This window comes from Lactococcus fujiensis JCM 16395 (assembly GCF_002441655.1).
GTDB lineage: Bacteria > Bacillota > Bacilli > Lactobacillales > Streptococcaceae > Lactococcus > Lactococcus fujiensis.
In genome coordinates this window covers 1-21561 of the sequence record NZ_JXJU01000015.1, presented here as the reverse complement: position 1 = coordinate 21561, position 21561 = coordinate 1, and the positions used below count along the sequence as shown (strand labels likewise).

Genomic DNA, 21561 nt, shown 5'->3' with positions numbered 1-21561 from the left:
TCTTCGCAAACAGGTCCGCTAGGTTAAGCGTGGAATAGTTTACCGTATCAACCGTAATTCCAACTGCTGAGGCAAAAGCGAGAGTGGCCGATGATGAACAATCGAACCGGGGTGGGTTTTGAGAATAAGTCTGATTGCCAATATTGCTTTTATACCAATTTACAGCATTCGTCCAATTTATTGTCATTGTTTTTCTCCATTCATGGTGTTAACGGCCGCTTCAATTAATCTGTCTACTTCTGCACCTCCAGCTGTAACGAGAGCCGTCAGATTAGCCGTAGCGACGTCTTTCTTCTCTTTACTGGTCAATTGTCCCCCTGTTTGTTCAACAGCCTTAACGACTTGAAGAGCGAGCTTCTCAGCGTTCTGTAGTTTAACATTCTTAGTTTTAGGGATGACATATGTGATGACCGAACCAACAACAGGTGCTGCGATCGTAATTAATGCAATAAGATTTAAAATTTGGTCTAAATTCATGCTATTTTTCCTCTTTTTCTTTTTTATATTTTTCATATAATTCATGTGCGTAGTGGTTCCCGCCCATTGCAACGTATTCATCAAAAATACCACTGACGATTTGCATTCCATAGTCATGGTTAATTGCTTGAGAAAGCTCAATGCGCTTTATTTCCTGACGCATGACTAACAACTGATTTTCCTGATTCTTGTCACGTTCATCTTGCTTCTTATTCAATTGTCGGTAACCGAAACCGATAATCCCACTACAAATGACGATTGTTGGCCAATTATTAATCATATCTTTTAAGAAAATAAAGGCATCTTTAATTAAAACTTCCATATACTCCTATACTTCCTATTCAGTAGGCAGAGCGTTAAAATTAGCTTCCGCCTTGTCAATAATAGTATCTAATAGAGTGTGCATAGCCTCACGACTACTTTTGTCTCCAAAAAATGCTGTTGTATTTCTGACATTAAAATTAATACTTGCCAGCCCTTGGCTGTCAATGTTCGCATTTGCACCCACAGTTGCGACATTATTCGTAACGATTTCGTAAGTATAGTTCTCACTCGCTGTTTTTATTTCCATTTTTTCCCTTTCTTTTTTAAGTTAGTGGATATTCAAAATAACAATTCATAACGTTTATTGCCGCTGCCATATCAGACATTAAAGATAGCTTAATCATGCCAGTTGAATTGACATAAAACAAAACCGGAACGCCTGACATAGAACCACCAACGGCTACTGTTTCATATGCTGGTATCATATTGCTTGGAACTTGAATGAAATTCGCCCAAATATTAGCTTTTAACGCACTGGAGAGTGTGCCGGCTCGCATATGGACTATCCCTTTTGTTCCCTCTTTTTTCAGTCTCATTGTAGAAGAGGCCGCTGTTCCTTTGGCAAAAGTTCCAGCTGGTGTAAAATATTCCCAGTCTGTATCAGTTACGACTGTTATTGGCTTTGTACTGACAAGAGCTGTACCGTTAAAATATAAACTTCCTGCACCTGTGTAAGGTTGTGCTGGTACTAAATCACCGTCACTATTTGTAGTTAAACTATTAGACTGAACAAAAGATAAACCATTAGCACCAATATTAGATTGAAGGTAACGACCACTTACTACTCCAATACCATCAACATTTTGGCTATCCACAAAGATGCTCATTCCATCTGGCCCCATTTGAATGTAGTCCCAATCAACACCTGTCGGACTTTGGAGTGCTATCTTTTGAGTTGCATTTGTTGCGTCTATTTTCAAGTATGCTTTCGCTGGTATGGCTGTAGCTGAACCATTGTAAAACGTATAATCAATATATGCTTTTATGATTCCTGCAGTAACAGTCCCTAAATCGGCTGTAATAGCCGACAATGTGTCAGCGTTCAAATTTGCAACACTTAGCGCATAAATTTTCCAGTTTGAGCCATCATAAACATATTGAGCTTGTGGCAAAATAACTGTAGTGCCAATAGTAATATTGCTAGTTCCTGTATATTGCCAAAGCATGCCCGCATATTTCGTAGTCGGTTCAGATGTAGATTGAGTGATTCCTGTTGCTGGCCCTTGAGGGCCTATCTTACCGTCTACCCCATCTTTACCGTCATTCCCTCGCATCAGACTCCAAGTGTAGTCGGATGGATTAGTGCTGTCAGCTTGCATAAAGTCTGTGTACTGACCAATGTAGCTAGGCCAGTCAGCAGTTGTTACTTCGCTAGCTGAGGGCATCCAAGGAGTGGCGGTTGAGCCTACTTCCCATTTATGGCCAGCAGTCCATAAAGTATAACCTAAGCCACTACCTGTCAGGTAGTAACCAGCACTAACAATGTCCCCAGCTTTCAAATTAACAGAGAAACTCTTTATCACCCAATCGAAATCATTTTTCGGAGGAGTATCAGGTATGATCTGACTTTCATTTTTACCATTTATATTGAGATAACCTACTACATTCGCTTTGTTTCCTGAACTTTTAATATATACCGAGAAAGTGTAATTTCCGTTTTCAGGCGCTTTAAATGTTTTATTTATAGCATTCCATTGTACTATTGTTTTTTTAACGGTTAAGCCTTTATATGTTCCGTCGTTTTCCCAATTATTTGAATTATTCCAAACACCACTAAAATCTTTAGTACCGTCCAACAAATTCAAATTCGGATAAACAGTCGTGAAACCGTCCGTGCCGTCTGCGCTGTTGGCATAGGCGGTGTGAGTTATTGTCCCATCATTAACGTTACTTAATGTGAGACTATTGCTTGCTACTATTGTCATCAGTCACCTCCGCCCAAATTTCAATAATTGGAGTGGAGATACCGTAAGTCCGCCAGATTTGTTCAATCACATCACTTGCACTTGTTGCTTCAAAGCTAACTTGTGTGATTTCTCCCCCAAGTTCAATATTGGCATAAAATGTACTTTTCATTATTGATTTACCTCGCATGTATATTGAGCTTTGACATTGATATCAGTCGCCGCAACACTAATTGTTTTACCAGTTTTATATTGATTGCCTGTACCGCCAAAATTAGCATTTAATACACCATTTTGGTCACGTTGAGACCATTTATAAGTATAGGTTGTTCCAGCTGTATCAATTTCAGCACCAGATTGAAATACTCGGCAAGTAAGTGTTGTCGTACCAGAACCGTTTTTAAAAATGCTACCTGCTGTACTATCAATCGTACAAGTTAATGGGTCTGTGTAATCAAGAAGAGTAACGATACCACTAACTGCCGTACCTGCTGTACCGCCTACTTGGTCAATGATTACTGCCTTAAAAGTTTGAGCATTTACAATTGCCGTTGGTAGAACTGTTAGTATCCCTTGAGAAGTTGTATTTGTTCCCGCTGCTACATTGGGAGTTTGACCAGTTGTAGATGAAGTACATAAATGCCAACCTAATCCAAGGTTTGAGTTATAGCCAGTTGAACCAGTTGTAGTTACAGTACTATCTGCATAACCGAAGAATATTTGCTTGTTTCCTGCAGAAAGTTGCCCCCCTTTATATAAATCGGCGTTAACTGTTAAGCTTGCAGGCATAGAATTGTAGAACGCTCCACCATTTCCAGCATAAACATTCGCAAGAACAGCTGATTTAGCAAGTTGTACAACGGTTAAATCTAAAACAGCTGAGAACGGAACGTTTAAACCTGTATTAGGGTCAACCCATAATCCAGAAGCAGTGAATCGTGACGCTGAGTTAGCAATTGGGACATTGACTTTTGTTGTCAATACACTATTTGCGCTTCCGCTCATATATTGAGTATCAGTATTAGTAGTTGAAGTGATAGTTGTTGTTGTCGTTCCATCTGCTCGTGTCCAAATAATATTTCCTGAAATCCCACTAATAACAGAAGTTGTACTCCCTGCTTTAGTAAGGTTAAGCGTTAAAACTTGTGGAGTAGTCGCATAACTTGGTGACCATGTTTGAGCTGTTGCATCATAAGTTTGAGTAGTAACCCCACTCGCTGTGATGAAAGCATTGAGTTGCATACCATCTGATAAATCTGTGATTGTGATTTGTCCACTTGAGACAATTGACATAATGTATTCCTCCTATTAATTAAGTGGTTCTGCAGTGCAATCAAATGTAGCTCTCTGCCAAACATCACTATTTGTGATTGTAATTGATTTCTGACTTGTTTGATGAGCAAGATTCCAAGCGGTATCTACTGTTCCGTCAGAGTTAGTTTTAGACCATATATAAGCAAATTTTGTTCCATCACTATCAATTTCTTTATTATTTTGATAAAGTATCGCAGTGAAAGTTGTATTAATGATATTATTTTTAAATTGATAGCCATTAGATGAATCAATAACTAGATTAATCGGGCTGGTTCCGTCGTTAACATTAGTGATAGTCACCGACTTACTAGCGACTACTTTTCCTGCAATCGTTGCTTGATAAGAATATACTGCAGTTGAAGTGACATCAGTCGCATTAACTGTGAGTGTTTGAGTGGTAGCGATTGATACACCGTCTTTGAACCATTCATAACTATCAGCGATTGTTTCAGTAGTTGACGAACCTTTAAATATGTGAGCACCAAGCGTAGTACTCGTTGGAGTCGCATTATTTTTAAACTGAACACCGTTATCTGTTGTTAGTTCTGCTTTATATGGTGTATTGGCATCTACTAGTGCTTGGAGTTGAGATAATGAACCATCTGATATTTGGCTTTGAAGTTTGACGTAATTAGATAAAGTAAGTTTGCTATTTAACGGATTAGTGTCGCTCAGCTCTATTTCGGAAACACGTGCTTGTAATATTAATCCTCCTGCAAAGTTATCGTCCTGAACTTTGATCGTGTCGCCAATGCCTAGCCCATAACTAGAATTGAGTAGGGAGCTTGAGGCAGTTACGTCATATGTAATTGTTGGATAAGCATATTGAGCAAACTGGCTTAAGGCATAAGCTACTAAGTCTGTATCCTTCTTGATTTCAATTGTGAAATCTTTACGTGTATATGGAGTTCCCCCGTTAATCGTTGAAAGTGATGGGTACTTTTGAGCAGAGATAGGGGCATATGCTGTCATATCTCCAGCTTTTTTGTAGAACTCTACATCACCATCAGAATTTTTCTTTGTGAAGCTTAATTGTTTCCAATTGATTTTGTGGTTGCTATCATACACAGTTGTGGCATTGAAAAGTGTTTCTTTACTACTAGTTCGAGTTACACCCGTTACATTATCACCATAAACAAGGTTCACATCATTTCGAATTGAACCGACACCCTGTGTTTTTATTCCGTCACCTTCCTGATAAAGGTTAAGAATAACTTCCTTCAATGTACCGTCAGAATTGAGTGTAGTGATAAATTCAAATTCACCATCAAAAGAATTAATTATAGAAAGTAACCTTGCCACATTAGTTTCTTCAGAATCAAAATTCAAAGTAATTAACTTTGAAGATAACTCATTGATACCAATTTTTACCCCAGAATATGTTGTAATACCGAATTGCTCTAGATACCACTTGATTGAGTGAGCAACGGTATTGTCCATAGAACTAGCTTGCCCATTGAGTAACTTAAGCACAAGATTGTAGCATTCAATTGAAATTGTATTATTATCTTCAATGAGCTTTAAAATAGTAAAGAGTTGGTCATTACCTTTTTCGTCTTTAAATGAGATATAGGACTGATCAGTAATCAGTTCAGAATCAGGATGAATATTTCCATTTATTTTTTTTAAGATTGTCGTACTAAAAGTGGCTGCACCTTGTGTTAAATATCGATGCCATAAATCATTCGTATAATGAAGCGCTTTTGGTAAAGAATTGTCCATTACTGCTACATACTTCATATCTTCCCCATGAATATTAATTTCCATTATAGGTAACGTTCCTCCCATTCAAAATTTAGATTTATGCCACCAGTAAACCAATCTGATCCTGAAATTAAGAGTTCACTTGTTCCAGGAGGCACGGAGTAGAAAGTTGAACCATTCACTTTTAAGTCCATTGCGGGACGTTCATCAAGGTAAATCTTCCCCTCCTCCATATTTGCTTCAAGAGTTGATCCTGCCTTGAAACGATTAGGAATATCACTCCAATACTGTACATTCGTCTTTTGAAACCAGATTCGCCGAAGAGCCATATTTCCGATTTTCGGAGCTGTTCCAAAGGCTCCCATTTCGACATGAATTTTTGTGACCGAACTATTAGCCAGATCTGGAATATTTACGGTATACTTTTTGCCGTTGTAAAGCCACCCTAACTGTGCCCCTTGCTTAATCATTTCTGCATGACCTTGTGTGTGATAAAATCCTGGGTTTTCTTTGACATTCACACCGCTCGCTTGAAAGTTAGGACGAGTCGTATATGATAGGAAATTACCCGGATTGTCTACATCTTGGTAATAAAAATTAACAGTTGCAGAATTATTGTTTGGACTCGACTTGGATATTGCATATCCCATAATAGTATTATCGTTTGAATCAGTAAGCATGACATGAAGATATCCCAGTTGTTTTACACTTCCCGTTTCAAAAACAGCATTGAAATTGCTAATGAATGAACTAGCTCCTAGATTTCCGCTACTATCTTTAGGGAGAGTGAATACCCAATCCGCTTGATGCCAGCTTGTCCCTGTTCCACCGTTGGTTAATCTTAAACCATCTGTTTGGTATGCCATTGTTCCATTGTTGGGACGATTTGTACTTCCTAGAGCATAAGTGCGTGTCGTAGGACTGAAACCTGAGTAATCAGAAGCTACATTATTGACTGCATTAAGCAACATTTCACTTTTTGTAGCATCTACACCATCAACTTCTGCGGCATTTCCCATTTCAAGTATGCCATTCACACCAACGATTCGCAAAAAGCCATTTTCATCAAGTAAAGATATTTTTGCACGTAAAAAGGTAGGCAAAGTTCCCTTATTATTTATGATCACAGACGCTGTTCCATCACCATTATCTGTTACGGTTCCAAGTTCTCCACCAGAATTAGAATTATTTAAAACATTTGTATAACTGGATACTGCACTTCCAGAAGGAACTAAGAATGTTAACGTTCCAGAGTTTAAATCAATCGTTTGATCACCATCAGGCAAAGAATACCAAACTTTATTTGGTTCATCTTCAAAAATCAAGGGAGTCTCTTCCCTAACATTTAAATAACTTGATAAAAGTTCTTTATTATGGTTAATCTCATCGAAAAATGTACCACTGATTGTGAAATCAAAGGAAATTGTTCGAGTACCTAAAGAATTATTAATAAAGTTGGTACCATCTAAATTATTTGCCCAAGTGGCCCCTATATTTCTTTTGATGTTTGTAATAGAATCAAATAGATCTGATAAATTTATTCCTCCATAGGTTATTTTTATAACTTCACTCATTTAAATTCTCCCGTTAATTATATTTTCAATGGACTGATTCAATGCTTGTTGTTTCGATATCTCTGCAGTCACTTTTTTTCTGTCAAAGTATGCTTCAACTGGTCGATTAGCTAATAACTTCATCGCATTTACAACATCATTATTCGATCCTTGACTAAGTAGTACTTGAAGAATTTTTGATAATAGTTCTGCTTGATTATTACTACTACCTGGTGCGTTTACAACTAGTTGACTTTGTACTGACCTCATCCGTGAGAATATTTTAGAATTTGCAGGTATTGCGCCTGTACCATTCGCATATTTAGGAATAAGCTTTGCAGTTTCAGAGGCTTTAAGAATACTTGTCCCCTTAGGTAAAGGTAGAGTCACATCACGACCTTGAGGAATAAAGCTGTCTCCAGTCGGTAAAGTAATCAACTCTTTGTAAAGTCTACCTCTTTGGTCATTTACAGTAGCTAACCCCCCTTGGTGGTATGGTGTACCTTGAGCGAAGTTCCCATTTTTTGCATTAATACCGATTGATACTGAACCATAATTTGATTGAAGAATGTTACTTACTACACTGTTAAATGGATTAGGGTTACCAGTTATTTCAACAGACTTACCTTGAAGTTTAGAAACTGTTGCTGCTGCTGCATTTACTGCTGTACCCGTTTTATCTACTGCGTATAAGCCAACAGAGTTACCATGGAGAGTGTCAATGATTTGTTGTGCGGTCATGGTAGGATTTTTAACTAAATTTTCCGCTAATAATTTTTTGGCCGCAGGTGTAGCAAGTTCCCAAGTTTTCAAAATTAAACTTGCATCTTTTTCACTATTTACAAAATTTGAATTGTCTCCAAGTAATTTTTTCACCTCGCTAGGCATTGAATTCCATGCTTTTAAACTACCAGTGCTTTTAGTTATTGCTTCGAATGCGGTTCCTGATTGTCCAATAATATCTTGAAGGTTCTTTCCGTATCTAGAAAGGATATTATTTGCTTCGACTTCCCAATGTTGGTACTGGTTAGTGCCTTTAGTTAAGTGTTCCCCCTGCTTGAGTATCATCTTTTCCAAGGTGGTAAGGTAAGCAGATGTTGTAGAATCATGTTCGTTTTGAAGTTCTTTTTCTTTTGATTTATACTCGTTTTGAGTAATTAGACCTTTCTTATATAATTCCTTATTTTGATTTATTTTCTTTTCAAAACTAGAATCAGACTTGCTTAACGTCTTATTAATATCATTGATATAATCAGTCGCTTGGTCAGCTGATATTTTATTCAAATCACCAGAAAGTGCTTCAAGTACTGCTTTTTTCTTTTTACCAGTGATTCCAAGGGCATTTACTTCTTGTTCTGCTATTTTTTGTTGATCAATAGCGATTTGAGCTTTCTCAGTAAGCGTGAGGTTTCGGTTTTCTCTTGAAGCATTCTTATAAATTGAAGTCATTTCTTCTGTAGACTGTTTAACCGTAGCATTCGCTTTATCGCCACCAGCTTTTATTCTATTAATCACTTCATCGCCATAACCTAAATTTTTTGCCTCAGCCACTAATTTTTTAGTTGCGGCATCTACATCTTTACTTGCGGCTCCACCCATATCCTTTATTGCTTTCTCAACGTCTTTAAAAGCTTTAGGACCAATTTGCCCAAATATTTCTGTTGCTGTTTTAAGGTCAGTAACTTTACCTTCAAAATCTTTAACCTGCTTATATGTTTCGTCTGGCACATTTATAGTTCCAAAAACATTTCGCTTGTCCTGGAGTTTTTCAACTTCCCTTGTGACACCAAAGATTAATCCAGCTAGTCCAACCGTTCCTAATGCAGCAAGAGCGACTGGGCTAATTCCTGCAAGTATCGGGCTAATACCTCCTAATGCAGCTGTCAATCCTCCACCGCCTGCGATGGCTCCCGTTGCTGCACCTGCCTCTGATGTAATTCCTGCAAGTGCAAGTTTACCAGCTCCTTTTGCTCCTATCTTGGCAAGGATTCCTGTAACATTACCAGCAACTCCAGATAGGCCACTTAGAGCTTTTGCAGTAGGGCCAATTGCCGCTGTTGCTAGTCCCATTTTTATGATTAATTGCTGTGTTTTAGGGTCTAAATCAGAGAACTTTTTGGCTAGATCAGCGACTTCTTTAACAATTGGGACAAGCGATGGTAAGAGTCTTTCTCCCAATTCAATCGAAAGCACTTCTAACGTTGCTTTTGCTTTTTTAAAAGCATTCTTATCCGAATTATTCATTTGGTCGGCAAGTTTCTTAGTATAACCTGTAGCGCTTTGAGTTTCTTTTGTAAGATTTCTTAAAGCATCACCACCTTGTTCAACTAGGATATTCATACCAGTTTGAGCTTCAGTACCGAAAGCTTTAGCAATAAGTGAACTTTTTTCAGCTGCGGTCATGCCCTCAGTTGATTTTTTTATCTTATCGAGCATTGTTGGGAAATCAAGGTTCCCTTTTTTGAAATCAGAAAGATTAATACCCAATTCTTTAAACGCAACACTCGATTGTTTGGTAGGTTTTAATAATCTTGTTAAAGCTCCACGGAGTGAAGTCCCTGCTTTATCACCTTCAAGACCATTATTTGAAAGCAAACCAACTGCTGCAGATGTTTGCTCTAAGCTCATATTTAAAGAGTTTGCTACTGGTCCTACATATTCCATTGCAGTCCACATATCTTCAAAACCAGCCGATGTCTTATTGGCTACAAAGGTAAGACTATCTGTTACCCTCTGGGTATTTTTTAGCATTGAGGCTGAGTCATTTGTCTTTAAGCCAAATTGTTCAAGGATTGCGGTTGATGCGCTCATTACAGTTCCAAAGTCATCCCCTGAGGCCTTAGCTGCATCTAATACTGAGGGCATTGCACCAACAGTTTGATTGAAGTTGTACCCACGTTTTATCATCTCTTCCATTCCATCATTAATAGAAGATGTGTCGATACCGTACTTTTGTGCCCATTCTTTTGACTTAGCAGACAGCGTATCCATTTGTTTAGATAACTCATTAGCTGATGTCCCATCTGATAAGAGTGCTTTTATCTCTGTCATTTTATTATCAAATTCAGCTGCAGCTTGGACACCTTTTACAAAAACTGCTGTTATAGCTACCGTTGCTGGCATTGCTACTGATGAAACTTTACCAAGGCCAGAGCTAACCTTATCAAGTCCAGATGACATTTTAGGCAACATTGAAGTTTGCATATACTGAGCTTCAGCTGCAGCTTTAAGTTCAACTTTGAACTGCATCAACTGTGCATTTGCACGAGACAAATCAGATGCATATTTTTGGGTACTCGATGTTGCTTTCCCATCAACAAATGACTTTTTGTACGAGTTCTTAAGTATTTCAAGTTGCTTATGGTTAGCTTCAATAGACTTTGTTAAAACATCAACTGGGCTCTTTACACCATCAACACCTTTGCCAAATGTTGAAAAAGATGCTTGAGATGTTTTCAAATCATTTTTTAAAGTGCTGATTTGCTTTTGCACACCAGTTATCCCTTTTGAGAAATTGGCATCATTTAGGCCCATCTCAATTATCATTTTCCCTAATGGTGTATCTGCCATAACTTTCTCCTTAAACTTTTATCGTTAATTTAAGGATAAACAAAAAAAGCACCCAAAAACGGGTGTTTTTCTAGTGCTTATATGTTAAAGTTCTCTTCTATTGTATTAATCGGCTACTGAATATTGTGGTGTTATAACAGTCTTAGAAAAAGTTTTGTCTGTTGTAAACTCAAAAAGTACTTTTGAACCATTTTTCCAATTGTCAGTTGATATGAAAGTATTATCAACTGTAACTCCGTTAGCATCTACTAAGTTAACTTGCCCACTAAAGCTCGATAAATCTGTACCAGTGTTATTTTCTACTACGGCTTGATACTTTTTATAGGTATCATCATATTCTTCCTGTTTATAAACAAATACTATTCCATTCACAAGTGTAGTGATTTTTGTTTTTAACTCATCGTTTTTAATTGCTTTTTGCCCATCAGCTTCTAGTCCATCGAGATAGGTTTTATATTTGTCATCAACAGCTAAATTATAATTATTTTTAAATTCTACTAATAATTTAGTACGTGATTGATAAGTATCCTCCCATTTTGTCATTCCATCATATGTACCTAATCCAGTTATTTCTTTTTTAGAGTCCTCTAACAAATTGATGTACTGTAATGCAAGCGATTGTAACTTTGTATCTTTAAATTTTTTATCTTTATAGCTACCTACGCTGTCCATCTCTACTTTCACAAATTTTGAATAATAATCCTTTGTTTGTGAGGTACTGGGATTGCTTATCTTATCAAGTTCATCACCCAATTTCCAGCGTTCCTGTAACCCAGCAGATAAGTCTGAAATAAATGACTTGTCTGCATAATTATTTTTTTGTCCTGTTGAAGTTTTACTAGTCCCACAAGAAGTTAGGACCAATAATAGCATTACAAAACCAATCAGTAATGTAGTAATTTTTTTCATAAATTTTCTCCCAAAAATAATATATATTTATTATACTTTATCAGAATCCATTAAGCAATAGGATTTACAAAAAAATAGCTCATACAAGCTATTTTTATATACTTTTCATGAAATCGCCGAGAGACATAACCTGGTCTTTTTCTTCATTGGGTTCATCGTCCCCTTTTGAATTAATTACACCAAGTACGGTTTCAAAGTCATTTTCTAAAATATCCGAAACTGTGAAACTCGTATTTACTACCAACTGTTTGATAAATCCTAGGAATTCTTCCCTTACTTCGCTGGCAGTTCTTGTGCTTTTTTTGAGTCATTTTCATCTGCTCCAAGAATTACTCGTTGTAAGCGATCGAGCATTGGAATCAAATCCCATGGATCAGTACCGACAAGAATTTTTTCTGCTGTCACAGCCTCATCTTTGAATAGGCTAGCGGTATATTCAAGTCTCTGCTGGATGACTTCTGCGGAAGATAATTTTTCAGAGTTCTTTTCAAACCCTACAAGCATATTAATCAAGTCTAGATATTTTTGTCCGCTAACATGGTGCTCAGTGTAAACTACATCGCCGCCAACTTCATGGAGATTGATTTCCAATTTCGCCATTTAATTACCCCGCTACCGTCATACTTAAGGCTGTTCGAACTGCTGCTTGAGCAGCTGATTCTGAGCCAGCATATTTCTTGAAGAATTCTCCCGTATCTGATGATCCAACTGAATAACTCAAAGTGTCTGCTTTCATTTCTGAGGCTTTACCTTGAGCTGTATCAATTTCAACACCATCATATGAGAATACACCCGATAAGAACCCAAGCATTACTTTATCTCCACGGATATCCGAATCTTCAATCAAGATTGAGCAGTTTGGAGCTTTAGTTTCACTTGAAGCTGTAATGACACCATTTGTATCAACATCATACCCAATAATCGCTGCTAAAACTTTATCTGGAATGTCCAAAATGTCAAAGTCTACTTTCCCATCTCCTACACCTTTACCAGAGATATGATAGGGCTTGTTAGATCCCCACGATTTCACAGGATCTACTGCTAGACCTGAAATTTTAGCGCTAGATGTTGCACCTTCATTTGCTTTACCCTTGATTTCAAATAAATTTGTGCCAAGTGTTGGCTCTTTATCATCAAGGATACGAATTGTTAATTTTTCAAAACCAACTGTTGCTGTTCCCATTATTTCTCCTTTTTTTAATAATCTTCGTAAAGATTGCTATTGCCTTCATAAAATCGAGCGTCCACATATCTTTTTGTATCACTGAAATATTCATCTAGTCCACCATTCATCTGGTAAAAACCTAAATCATTGAATATTCTTTCAACCGTTCTTTGTAACTCTTTACTCATCATCCTATCAGTCGATTCAATACTGACTTGAAAGATAAAATGCTTTGATAGTGAATGATTACTACCACGTGCAATTTGTTCAGGCGGTCCACTTGGAATAACTGTAATACTTGTTAAGTTTTCTGCTAGGTTTTCATACCGTTCGTAGCTCTTAAAACCACCAGTTTTCTGAATCGCAATAATTTGAGGAGAAGTTACTAACGCTTGCATGATTTCCGATAACATATCATTCATTTAATTAGCTCCTTCAAGTTCTTCTGAGCAGATTCAACAAACTTCTTACCTTGTAAATCAGAAAATTTTTGAAGTGCTCCAAAACTCCGATACCGATATGATTTTCCATTCCTAGTGAAACCATTGTTTTCTAAGTGAACCAATCGCCAGTGTTTACCATTGTTACCTATTTTTATAACAGGAAACCCTGAACTTCTTGAGACATTCCCGTGAACAACCCCTTCGACAGTATCGCCACTGTTTGCGAATTGACCTAGCGTTTGTTTTAGGTCAACTACTGCCTCATCGGCTGCGGCAATTAAAGCTTTACTTTCAATCGCTTTTACCCTTGCCTCACTGAACTTCTCTCTTAATTTTGCTTGAAGTTCATCAAATCCTTTTATAGTCATTTCACTACTCATTAAGATTTGTTCCTTTCAAGATTATTTTTAAGTAAGTCCTGTCATGGAAGTCGGGCTGAACATCTATAATGTTCCACACTTCTCCAACATAACGGGGGTCTTCAATCAAAACCTTGTCATCATTTTTGGGCTGATATGTTGTTAATGGGTCTCGAATTTTAATCGTTGCCCCATTTTTTACATTCTGATTTCCCAAAATAGTTAGATCTTTATTGCTCGGATTGTAAACATCAGCATAGGTTTTAAAAAGTTCAGTAGGATCACCGCCTCTCCCGTCAAATGACGTATCAAGTCCCATGCTTTGAAACGTTACTAGTGTCCGCATTGTCCCGTTATTTGTTTTATTTGAGGAGTTGAGCGACTTCTGTGATTTAATCATTGAGTCACCTCCTCAGTATCATCCACTTGATTAGCTAAAAATACATTACGTATCGCCTTACCATAGTTATCCAAGAATTCATCAAGTGCGTCATTATAGGTATAACGTGAACGCTCAATAATCAGCTCCTCCACCTCGGGGTCAGTGGCATCTATGACACCGACCAAACGAAGGATTGAAGTATAAGAGGCAATGAGCATTTTTGTTAAATTAGCCAGTTCATCTGGATCACTTGTATTTATTCTCATTCTTTGTTTAAAAGAATTTAAATTTGCTTGTGCCCATGTTTCAGCATCGCTCATTGCTTACCCCCTATTTAGTTTCTTTTGCTTTAACAGGTGCTTTTCGGGGAGTTTTAGGCTCAGTAACTTCAGTGACATAATCAGGAAGTTTAACCTTAAGTTCTTCAAAGCGTTCTTTAGTCACCTCGAATTCGTCACCTACTTTACGTTGAACATCTTCTTTCAAGTCAATAAATACCTTAATTGCTTTAACTTTCATTTATTCCTCCTTATGCTTTTGGAACTGAGATCGTTACAAGTTGTGCAGTATTGTTGTCAAACGCTTTTCCATAATAGAAAGATTTAACTGTGTAGAGTTGCAAATCTTCAATCGCCAATGTTTGGTCGAACTCTCCCATCTTTGTTTCGCCTATATATGCCCAGTAGCGATTAGCGGCAAAGATAATACCTTTAGTTGCAGGAACTGCAATAGACTGAACAATTTCAACACCAAATGGAAGTACTGCAACCCATTGACCATTTTGAGTCAAGTACATGAATTTAGCCAATGTTGCATAATAATCATCTGGATTAACAAGCAATTTAACTTGACCAGAAATATTTACTGTGACACCTTTTTCATTTTTAGATAATGTTTGCATCACTGGAGCCAATGCAGTTGCGGCAGTTTCTGGTGTTAAACCTGTCAAATCAGCAGCTACTGTTTTATCAGCATAAGTGGTAATTCCATTTGATACGGTACCTTTGGACAAATCTTTCATCAATCCGATAGGTTGTTTATTTCCGTCACCTGATACTAGCGCAGTTTCAAGAGCTACAGCCATAGCTTCAGACATTTGAATGATAATGAAAGATTTGAGCCATTCATAGCCATTTTCAAGCGCATCTTTAGGAATTGCAAGATAAGTTGTTAGCTTAGATTGAGAGAAATCAACTTCATGGAAAGCTTGTTTGAGCTGTCCTTTAATTTCATCCGTAAACTCACCCCATGCTGCAGTACCACCTGTTGCGAGTGAATCGGAAACAATTGCTTTCATCTTCAATCCGGCACTTTGGAATTTAATAATATTCAAAAGTGGATGGGCGTTTTGCAATTCAACGAATACTTGATTAATGATTTCGAGCGGCAATGTGACTTCTGCATTTTCTAAGCCAGTAGTTACAGCATTAAAGAATTTATTTTCACCATCTGTAAGACCATTTGTAGTTTGAGTTGCCATCAAAGCAGAGATTTTTTCAGCGCTTGAAGCATTGACGTTTTCAATCAGTTCTGTGCCAAGTACATTCATCATTTTGTCAAATGCTTGTGCTTGTGTTGCTTCATCAGCACCTTCTTTTACGACGTTCGTGTATTTTTCGACAGCCGCTTTGTAATTAGGTAGTTTTGTGTAATCCATTATTTAATTCCTCCAAATTTAAATAGTTGATTTTTAAGCGGCTTGTCTGCCGAGTTTTTTGTTTTGTTTTCTTCATCTGTTTCATCAGTTTCTAACGAAATGATTTGATCTAATCGATCTGTTAAACCTTGATATTGTTCTGAATCTAGCTTGAATTCTTGCGAATCAGTTGATTCGTTTTTCATTTGAGCCATCATAAAGTTTTTAAGTTTTGCAATTTTATCACTTGAGAAAACTGGTTCAATAGATGCCATCATTTGAAGTGCTGTTTCTGCACTCTCAAATAGTTTTTCATCAGCAATTCCAGCTTTCACAGCTTGATCAGCTGAATAATATGTTGCTTCATCCATTGCTGCTTGTGCTTCATCTACAGAACACCCCATGCGTTTTGCATACATCTTTGCAATACTTGAACTCATCTCTTTCAAAATGTTAGATTGTTTTGCCATATCACGATAATCGCCTTGATTGGCAGACCAAACATTGTGAATCATAATAGTTGCTGCAGGAGAAACTGCAATATGTTCAGCTGCAAGCATGATGACACTTGAAATTGATGCACAAATGCCTGTAACTTCAGCAGTAATTTTGCCTTGATAGTTCATCAACATTGTATAGATTGAACTTCCTGCATATACTGAACCACCACCAGAATCAATGGAAGCATGATATCCTCTCCATTGGCTTGATCTAGAAATTCTGATACTGCTTTTGCATTAATATTTTCAATTTCTAATAGATCATAAAACCAAGCGTCATCAGCATCAATAACCGTTCCATGTAAATTAAGTGTTTTCACTCGTTACTCCTTCCTTTTGATAATTTTTTGTCATAATAATCTTGTCTCCATCTGGTAATGGAATCAGTCCAGCTGCCTCTCGTACTTCGTTGACTTTTACAACTCCACTTGAGCCGACTTTATCAATTGCATCTGCACGATCTAGGATGTTTACCGATTTAAAACCAGTCATCTCAATTGTTTTCCCAACTGAATACCCAGACTCTTTAATAATCAGACTTCCTAGAGCTTCACAAATTTTATTTGCTATAGGTTTGACTGCTATTTCTATGGCCAAATCAAGATTTTCAGAATTATTAGCAGTTTCTCCAAGAACTAACGCTGTCGGTAGACCGATTAGGTTTGCAACATCACCGATATAAGTTTTTTTCAAATTGGCAAAGTCGGTAATTTGATTTTGGATGGTTGCTGCTTTACTAGCAGAAATCTCATCATATGCTGACTGAGATTTATCTCCCCCTGGTAAAATAACAATTGGATCATTTAACAAATTCTTTGTTAATGTATCAGCATACTGTTTCTGAATTTTAACTTTCTCATCATCTTCAAGTTTTGAATTAACGGGAATAGTTACTTTTGCCCTCAACTGTCCAACCCTGAGCTGATTTGTGATTAAAATGCCATATAGACGCCCATAATCTTTCCAAAGCCCATCAACGTATTCATCAAGACCAATGTTTTCATGTTTTAAATAAAAACAGTCTACACCTTGAGAGAATGTTTGCTTAAAATACTTTTGGGCATATATGCCTGTGCCAGGTGGACTAATTGATACATCTGTTGAAAAGTTAATTGTCACACCAGTAAATGTATTCCCGTCCAATGAATACTGTTTTATGAAGTTGTCAGCAATAAAAAATTTATCATTATCTTTAATCACTAAAACTTCACCGTTCAACAGCTTTCGAACAAGCATATTCTTAAATTCAGTAGCTGTCTGATTAGGATTGGGTCTAACATTCAATGCATATTCAAATTCATTATCTGAAATAGTTCCATCTGTTTTAAAAACAAATTTTCCTTTGGCGACCAATCTTGCTAAATATGCAGAACAACTATCCAAGGCCACTGTTTTCATGTTTGTATGAACTTGTGCATCGAATAGGGCGTCATAACCAGAAAAGGTACTATTTGAAAATCTACTTGTGATTGATGACCAAACATCTGAAAATAGTCCCACGGTTTCTCCTTTCCTTGCTTTTAATTTAAGTTTAAATGAAAAAAAGCCCAAAAAACGGGGAATAATCGTATTAAAAAAGTCTGTCATTATGGCAGACTTACTAATCAGACATCGATTGTCTTTTGATTGAAGCAATAAGCTTTTCCAAAAAGATTAACTTGAAGCCAAGAAACAGCTTTACGATTTCCGTTTTCATCACGATACTTAGTAATATAATGTTTCATTTTGAACCTCCTTATTAGTAATTAATAGCAAGATAGAGGCTCGAACTCTATAACATCCGATAACGATGTCGTTCCTTGTCCTTGCTGTCAGCTCCAACCGCACTGACTTATTAATATTATTTGGCAACTGTACTAGTATTATCAGACCCAAATAATGTTGGATATAGCAAGTCACAGAGTCGAACTGTGAACGTTATCCGTTCTTGCTACGCTGATTGCCTTTGTCCCCACGTGACAGGCTCTATAGGCTGTATCAGCAAAGGGGGACAGATCGGTCCCCCAACAAAGTAATAATTTTGTTAGTCACCGAGCAACTAAACAACTGAGCTATTACTCTTTTTTATGGATTCAAACCAAGGGAATATTATTATCAACCCAATATGTGACTGAGTGAGATTCGAACTCACGCCTCTGCATTAAAAGTGCAGCGTCTTAACCCCTTGACCATGCAGTCACTAACAGCGGACGTAACCTCTAGTACTATTAAGTCCTTGTTTGTTGTAAAGACTCCGTTGTCAAGTTATACTGGTTATTCTCGTCCAGCAACGCCTCGCTACGTAAAGTAGCCACTAACAATGTGACGTAAAGCCACCTAAAGTTGCATAGATTTATTAAGCTGCTAGCTCAGCTAGAAGTATATCCAACCGAACGAATTACATTTTGTTTGCTTTCGCTGATAACTTCATAATTATATTTTCTCTAAAATTTATGTCAAAAAACGGGGATTATTCTAAGAACCAACTCAAGTTATCGTAAAAGTCAGTTGATTCAACCTCATTGAGTAAGTCAGCTTGATACATCGCATACTCAAATGCTTTGAAACCGTCCGTTTTACGTCGTGTTTCTTCTTTCTTGACATATTCTATATTTCCATCTGATTTAGTCCTACGGAGAACATTTTGAGTATACCAACGCATCATATCATTGTCACCGAATATCACATTTTGATTAGCAAATGCGTCCTCAATTCTTGGAGCTAAAAGGCTATCAATAGCCCTCGGATTTCGGATAACTTCTACCCTATATCCTGTAGGTGCTTCGAATTTACCGTTCCAAGAAACTTCAAATCCTGCTTCTTCAAATAATGGCTTTAAAATATCAATTCTAAAGTTATCCCCACAAATATTTTGGAAGTCATAACCTTCCTCATCTCGCATTCTCACGAACCAGTCGACCACATGTTTCGGGTTCATTGATGGTTCATCAAGAACCGTTAACAGTCCTTGTTCTTCCCACTTTTTAATGGGAGCGAACTGTCTTTTACCATTTATATTATCTTTAGGTTTAGAATAGCCATAAAATGCGTCAACAAATGCTTTTCTGACAAAGCTATGGCATTTAAAAACGTATTTACCATCAACTTTGAATAAAGCACCTACTGCTATAAAGTCACGTATAGAGGCGAAGTCAAATCCGCCTATTGCAGGTAATCCATGAAGTTCAGGAAATTCTCCTTTCGTAGCTACTAATTCTTCATAAGTTGCAACGCTCCGTTCTGTATCAGTTACTGGGAAGTCCATTCTTTTAGTCATGAACTCATCACGACCACTTGGATTTAATTCTAGATCCTCATAATCTTCAGTAACTGTATCAAATAGGCCCTGTGCATACTCTGACATTGGTAGTGTGAACATTGGGTTTGCCAATTCCCACATTGCTTTATCGTCTACTTGGCTCACTTTGTCTAATTTACAAATGAATGGAAACATCGCATTCCATTTTGCCTCACCCTTGAGTACTTTTGCAGCCATTTCTTTCATCTGGTCAATAAATCCATCACGCACATATCCATCTGTTCCGATATAGAACTCTCTAGGATTTGCAATTTTACCAAGTCCTGATATATGGACTTTTACATCTTTATTACTTTCATACTGGTGGATTTCATCAAATATTACTGCTCCATCTCTCAAGCCATCCTTAGTATTTCCATTCGATGTTCTAAATTTAAAAATCGATTGAGTCTGAATGTTTTTTAGTTCAGACTTTTTCGGACGGCCGAATAATTTTTGTAAACTTTCATGGCTTTCAATTGCATCGTGAACTTCGTCAAAGCTTGTTTTAGCTTGATCTTCACTGTTTGCGATAATTGATATACTGTACTTCTTTATCCCATGCATTGGGGTAGTTAAATAGCTACCTATCCCAGACATTAGACCATTTTTACCATTACCACGGGCAAACATTAAAAAATATTTACGGTAAACATTTCTCTTGTTTTCACGAAAATATAAAAAAACAAAGCTAATGATGAACTTTTGAAAATCTTCTAACTCAAAGAAAAAACGCTCAATGTAACCAATGCAAGCGTCAATCTGTTTTTCATCAAAATATATTTCGCCCGTTTCTAATCGTGGTTCAACCTCTCGTCTTATATAGTCAACTAATTGGACACGTTCCTGGTTAAATTTAATTGTCCCTGCATAGTATCCCTTTATATAATCGCTAACATAATTAATCATGTGAATTCTCCAAAATCTAACTCGTTATTACTTGATTTTTGAGCCCGTTTTCCCTCGAAAAATTCATCTAATTTAATAAGTGCTGCATTAATTTTTACTTTTTCTGCAATCGCTGGATTGGGTTTTAAAAATTCTTGATTTCCATTCATAATTCGAATCATCGTTCCATCACTTGAGATAGACTTATCAAGGTTTTTCGAAATCCTAACCAAACTACAGTAACGCTCAACTTTTTCGATTTCAGAGGCTGAGTTTTGATTAATAATTCCCATTAATTCTATTTCTAAGTTGCTTTTTTTACCCATGACCCCCCCTTATCAAAAAATCACTCTTATTTTTGGTTAAATGACCCCAACCGGTGTAGGGTAAATTCGGAAAAAGTTCCAATTTTATTTACCCGGGGGGTTATTTTTAATTAATTTCCGAACAATTTAGCTAAAATTCAAAGATTTCATCATCAAATTGCTTATCATTGTGTCTATCATGTCTGATGTTGTGGCAATCGTGGCATAAGGTCCTAAGGTTGGCCATATCAAGTGCGTACTCAGGATAGTACTGTAGCTCTTTGATATGGTCCACCTCAAGTGTCGCTGTCCTGCCAGTAGTAACAAGACCATTAGCCTTACACCATTGGCACTCATTGTGATCTCGTTCTAGTACTTGCTTACGTACTCGTTTCCAATCCCCAGAATGGTAGAACTTATCTCTTGCTTGTGGTGTACTAACATCTATCATGTCTTAATCGTAAAACAAAATACCCGCAAAAAACGGGCATTATTTTTATTCCATAAACATTTTTAATAAGTGGCCACCGTCATATACTTCTGCGAATTGTTCTGTCGCTTTCTTGATATGCTTACGTACTGTTGACTCTTCGTAGTACATATTCATTACGATTTTAGTTATTCCCCACCCTTCGATATAATAATGTCGAAACATTAATTGAGATTCTACATCTTGCTTTCCATCTTTATCCACGATTGCTTTTATCGCATCATTTATTAATTCAGATTTGTGGGCATTATGCTTGTGTCTAATAATTAATCGAAGTGCAAAACGAATGTCATGCCACTGTTTGTTTGTCAATTCTACTTCCATTCCTAACTCCTGTTTGATGTTATCCTTAAATCTTAGA

26 protein-coding genes, 1 tRNA gene and 1 pseudogene are annotated in these 21561 nt (G+C 37.0%); all 28 read right to left on the bottom strand.

Annotated elements, in window-relative coordinates:
• Nucleotides 1-187: hypothetical protein (locus tag RT41_RS08900; RefSeq protein ID WP_143467361.1), on the bottom strand; the 187-nt coding region annotated here is incomplete at its 3' end.
• Nucleotides 184-477: a phage holin, LLH family gene (locus RT41_RS08895; protein ID WP_054639435.1), complete on the bottom strand. Its 294-nt coding sequence runs from the start codon at nucleotides 475-477 to the stop codon at nucleotides 184-186. The genes RT41_RS08900 and RT41_RS08895, both read right to left, overlap by 4 nt.
• Before the next feature lies 1 nt (nucleotide 478).
• Entirely contained in the window at nucleotides 479-799 is a 321-nt protein-coding gene (locus RT41_RS08890) for a hypothetical protein (protein WP_096819007.1), read from the bottom strand.
• Nucleotides 800-814: 15 nt separating this feature from the next.
• Complete coding sequence (locus RT41_RS08885) at nucleotides 815-1048, bottom strand: hypothetical protein (RefSeq protein ID WP_096819005.1); 234 nt, start codon at nucleotides 1046-1048, stop codon at nucleotides 815-817.
• Nucleotides 1049-1064: 16 nt separating this feature from the next.
• A pseudogene (locus tag RT41_RS08880) lies at nucleotides 1065-2666 on the bottom strand (hypothetical protein); the annotation flags it as partial.
• Nucleotides 2667-2703: 37 nt separating this feature from the next.
• The gene (locus RT41_RS08875; RefSeq protein ID WP_096819001.1) at nucleotides 2704-2877 is read right to left on the bottom strand and encodes a hypothetical protein; all 174 of its coding nucleotides are present in this window, start codon (nucleotides 2875-2877) and stop codon (nucleotides 2704-2706) included.
• Nucleotides 2877-3998 (bottom strand): hypothetical protein, encoded by a 1122-nt coding sequence (locus RT41_RS08870; protein WP_054639438.1) that lies wholly within the window; start codon nucleotides 3996-3998, stop codon nucleotides 2877-2879. The genes RT41_RS08875 and RT41_RS08870 overlap by 1 nt, the downstream gene beginning before the upstream one ends.
• 15 nt (nucleotides 3999-4013) lie before the next feature.
• Nucleotides 4014-5786 (bottom strand): phage tail family protein, encoded by a 1773-nt coding sequence (locus RT41_RS08865; protein WP_096818999.1) that lies wholly within the window; start codon nucleotides 5784-5786, stop codon nucleotides 4014-4016.
• Nucleotides 5786-7297, bottom strand: a complete 1512-nt coding sequence (locus RT41_RS08860; RefSeq protein WP_054639439.1) for a distal tail protein Dit — start codon at nucleotides 7295-7297, stop codon at nucleotides 5786-5788. Before RT41_RS08860 ends, RT41_RS08865 begins: the two co-directional genes overlap by 1 nt.
• Nucleotides 7298-10846, bottom strand: a complete 3549-nt coding sequence (locus RT41_RS08855; RefSeq protein WP_096818997.1) for a phage tail tape measure protein — start codon at nucleotides 10844-10846, stop codon at nucleotides 7298-7300.
• Between the two features lie 105 nt (nucleotides 10847-10951).
• Nucleotides 10952-11755, bottom strand: a complete 804-nt coding sequence (locus RT41_RS08850; RefSeq protein ID WP_054639445.1) for an FxLYD domain-containing protein — start codon at nucleotides 11753-11755, stop codon at nucleotides 10952-10954.
• Between the two features lie 94 nt (nucleotides 11756-11849).
• Nucleotides 11850-11999 (bottom strand): hypothetical protein, encoded by a 150-nt coding sequence (locus tag RT41_RS10485; RefSeq protein WP_180752709.1) that lies wholly within the window; start codon nucleotides 11997-11999, stop codon nucleotides 11850-11852.
• A 29-nt stretch (nucleotides 12000-12028) separates the two neighbouring features.
• Complete coding sequence (gene gpG, locus RT41_RS08845) at nucleotides 12029-12355, bottom strand: phage tail assembly chaperone G (RefSeq protein WP_096818995.1); 327 nt, start codon at nucleotides 12353-12355, stop codon at nucleotides 12029-12031.
• Between the two features lie 4 nt (nucleotides 12356-12359).
• Complete coding sequence (locus RT41_RS08840) at nucleotides 12360-12938, bottom strand: major tail protein (protein WP_054639446.1); 579 nt, start codon at nucleotides 12936-12938, stop codon at nucleotides 12360-12362.
• A gap of 14 nt (nucleotides 12939-12952) precedes the next feature.
• Nucleotides 12953-13342: a hypothetical protein gene (locus RT41_RS08835; RefSeq protein ID WP_054639447.1), complete on the bottom strand. Its 390-nt coding sequence runs from the start codon at nucleotides 13340-13342 to the stop codon at nucleotides 12953-12955.
• The gene (locus RT41_RS08830; protein WP_245811658.1) at nucleotides 13339-13731 is read right to left on the bottom strand and encodes an HK97 gp10 family phage protein; all 393 of its coding nucleotides are present in this window, start codon (nucleotides 13729-13731) and stop codon (nucleotides 13339-13341) included. The genes RT41_RS08835 and RT41_RS08830 overlap by 4 nt, the downstream gene beginning before the upstream one ends.
• 4 nt (nucleotides 13732-13735) lie before the next feature.
• Nucleotides 13736-14122, bottom strand: a complete 387-nt coding sequence (locus RT41_RS08825; RefSeq protein ID WP_096818993.1) for a head-tail adaptor protein — start codon at nucleotides 14120-14122, stop codon at nucleotides 13736-13738.
• Nucleotides 14119-14424, bottom strand: coding sequence for a hypothetical protein (locus tag RT41_RS08820; protein ID WP_054639450.1), 306 nt, complete (start codon nucleotides 14422-14424; stop codon nucleotides 14119-14121). Before RT41_RS08820 ends, RT41_RS08825 begins: the two co-directional genes overlap by 4 nt.
• Before the next feature lie 10 nt (nucleotides 14425-14434).
• Nucleotides 14435-14623, bottom strand: coding sequence for a hypothetical protein (locus tag RT41_RS08815; protein ID WP_054639451.1), 189 nt, complete (start codon nucleotides 14621-14623; stop codon nucleotides 14435-14437).
• A 10-nt stretch (nucleotides 14624-14633) separates the two neighbouring features.
• Nucleotides 14634-15761: a phage major capsid protein gene (locus RT41_RS08810; protein ID WP_054639452.1), complete on the bottom strand. Its 1128-nt coding sequence runs from the start codon at nucleotides 15759-15761 to the stop codon at nucleotides 14634-14636.
• Complete coding sequence (locus RT41_RS08805; RefSeq protein WP_245811656.1) at nucleotides 15761-16372, bottom strand: Clp protease ClpP; 612 nt, start codon at nucleotides 16370-16372, stop codon at nucleotides 15761-15763. Before RT41_RS08805 ends, RT41_RS08810 begins: the two co-directional genes overlap by 1 nt.
• Entirely contained in the window at nucleotides 16366-16560 is a 195-nt protein-coding gene (locus RT41_RS10675; RefSeq protein ID WP_054639454.1) for a hypothetical protein, read from the bottom strand. The genes RT41_RS08805 and RT41_RS10675 overlap by 7 nt, the downstream gene beginning before the upstream one ends.
• Nucleotides 16547-17740: a phage portal protein gene (locus RT41_RS08800; protein WP_180752708.1), complete on the bottom strand. Its 1194-nt coding sequence runs from the start codon at nucleotides 17738-17740 to the stop codon at nucleotides 16547-16549. Before RT41_RS08800 ends, RT41_RS10675 begins: the two co-directional genes overlap by 14 nt.
• A 605-nt stretch (nucleotides 17741-18345) precedes the next feature.
• Nucleotides 18346-18420: transfer RNA gene (locus RT41_RS08795), tRNA-Lys, on the bottom strand.
• Nucleotides 18421-18689: 269 nt separating this feature from the next.
• Nucleotides 18690-20426: a terminase large subunit domain-containing protein gene (locus RT41_RS08790; RefSeq protein WP_096818988.1), complete on the bottom strand. Its 1737-nt coding sequence runs from the start codon at nucleotides 20424-20426 to the stop codon at nucleotides 18690-18692.
• On the bottom strand, nucleotides 20423-20731 hold the full coding sequence (locus RT41_RS08785) for a P27 family phage terminase small subunit (RefSeq protein WP_054639457.1): 309 nt from the start codon (nucleotides 20729-20731) through the stop codon (nucleotides 20423-20425). The genes RT41_RS08790 and RT41_RS08785 overlap by 4 nt, the downstream gene beginning before the upstream one ends.
• Before the next feature lie 130 nt (nucleotides 20732-20861).
• On the bottom strand, nucleotides 20862-21161 hold the full coding sequence (locus RT41_RS08780; protein ID WP_054639458.1) for an HNH endonuclease: 300 nt from the start codon (nucleotides 21159-21161) through the stop codon (nucleotides 20862-20864).
• A gap of 45 nt (nucleotides 21162-21206) precedes the next feature.
• Nucleotides 21207-21561 (bottom strand): hypothetical protein (locus RT41_RS08775; protein ID WP_219524948.1); only part of this gene is annotated, 355 nt, incomplete at its 5' end.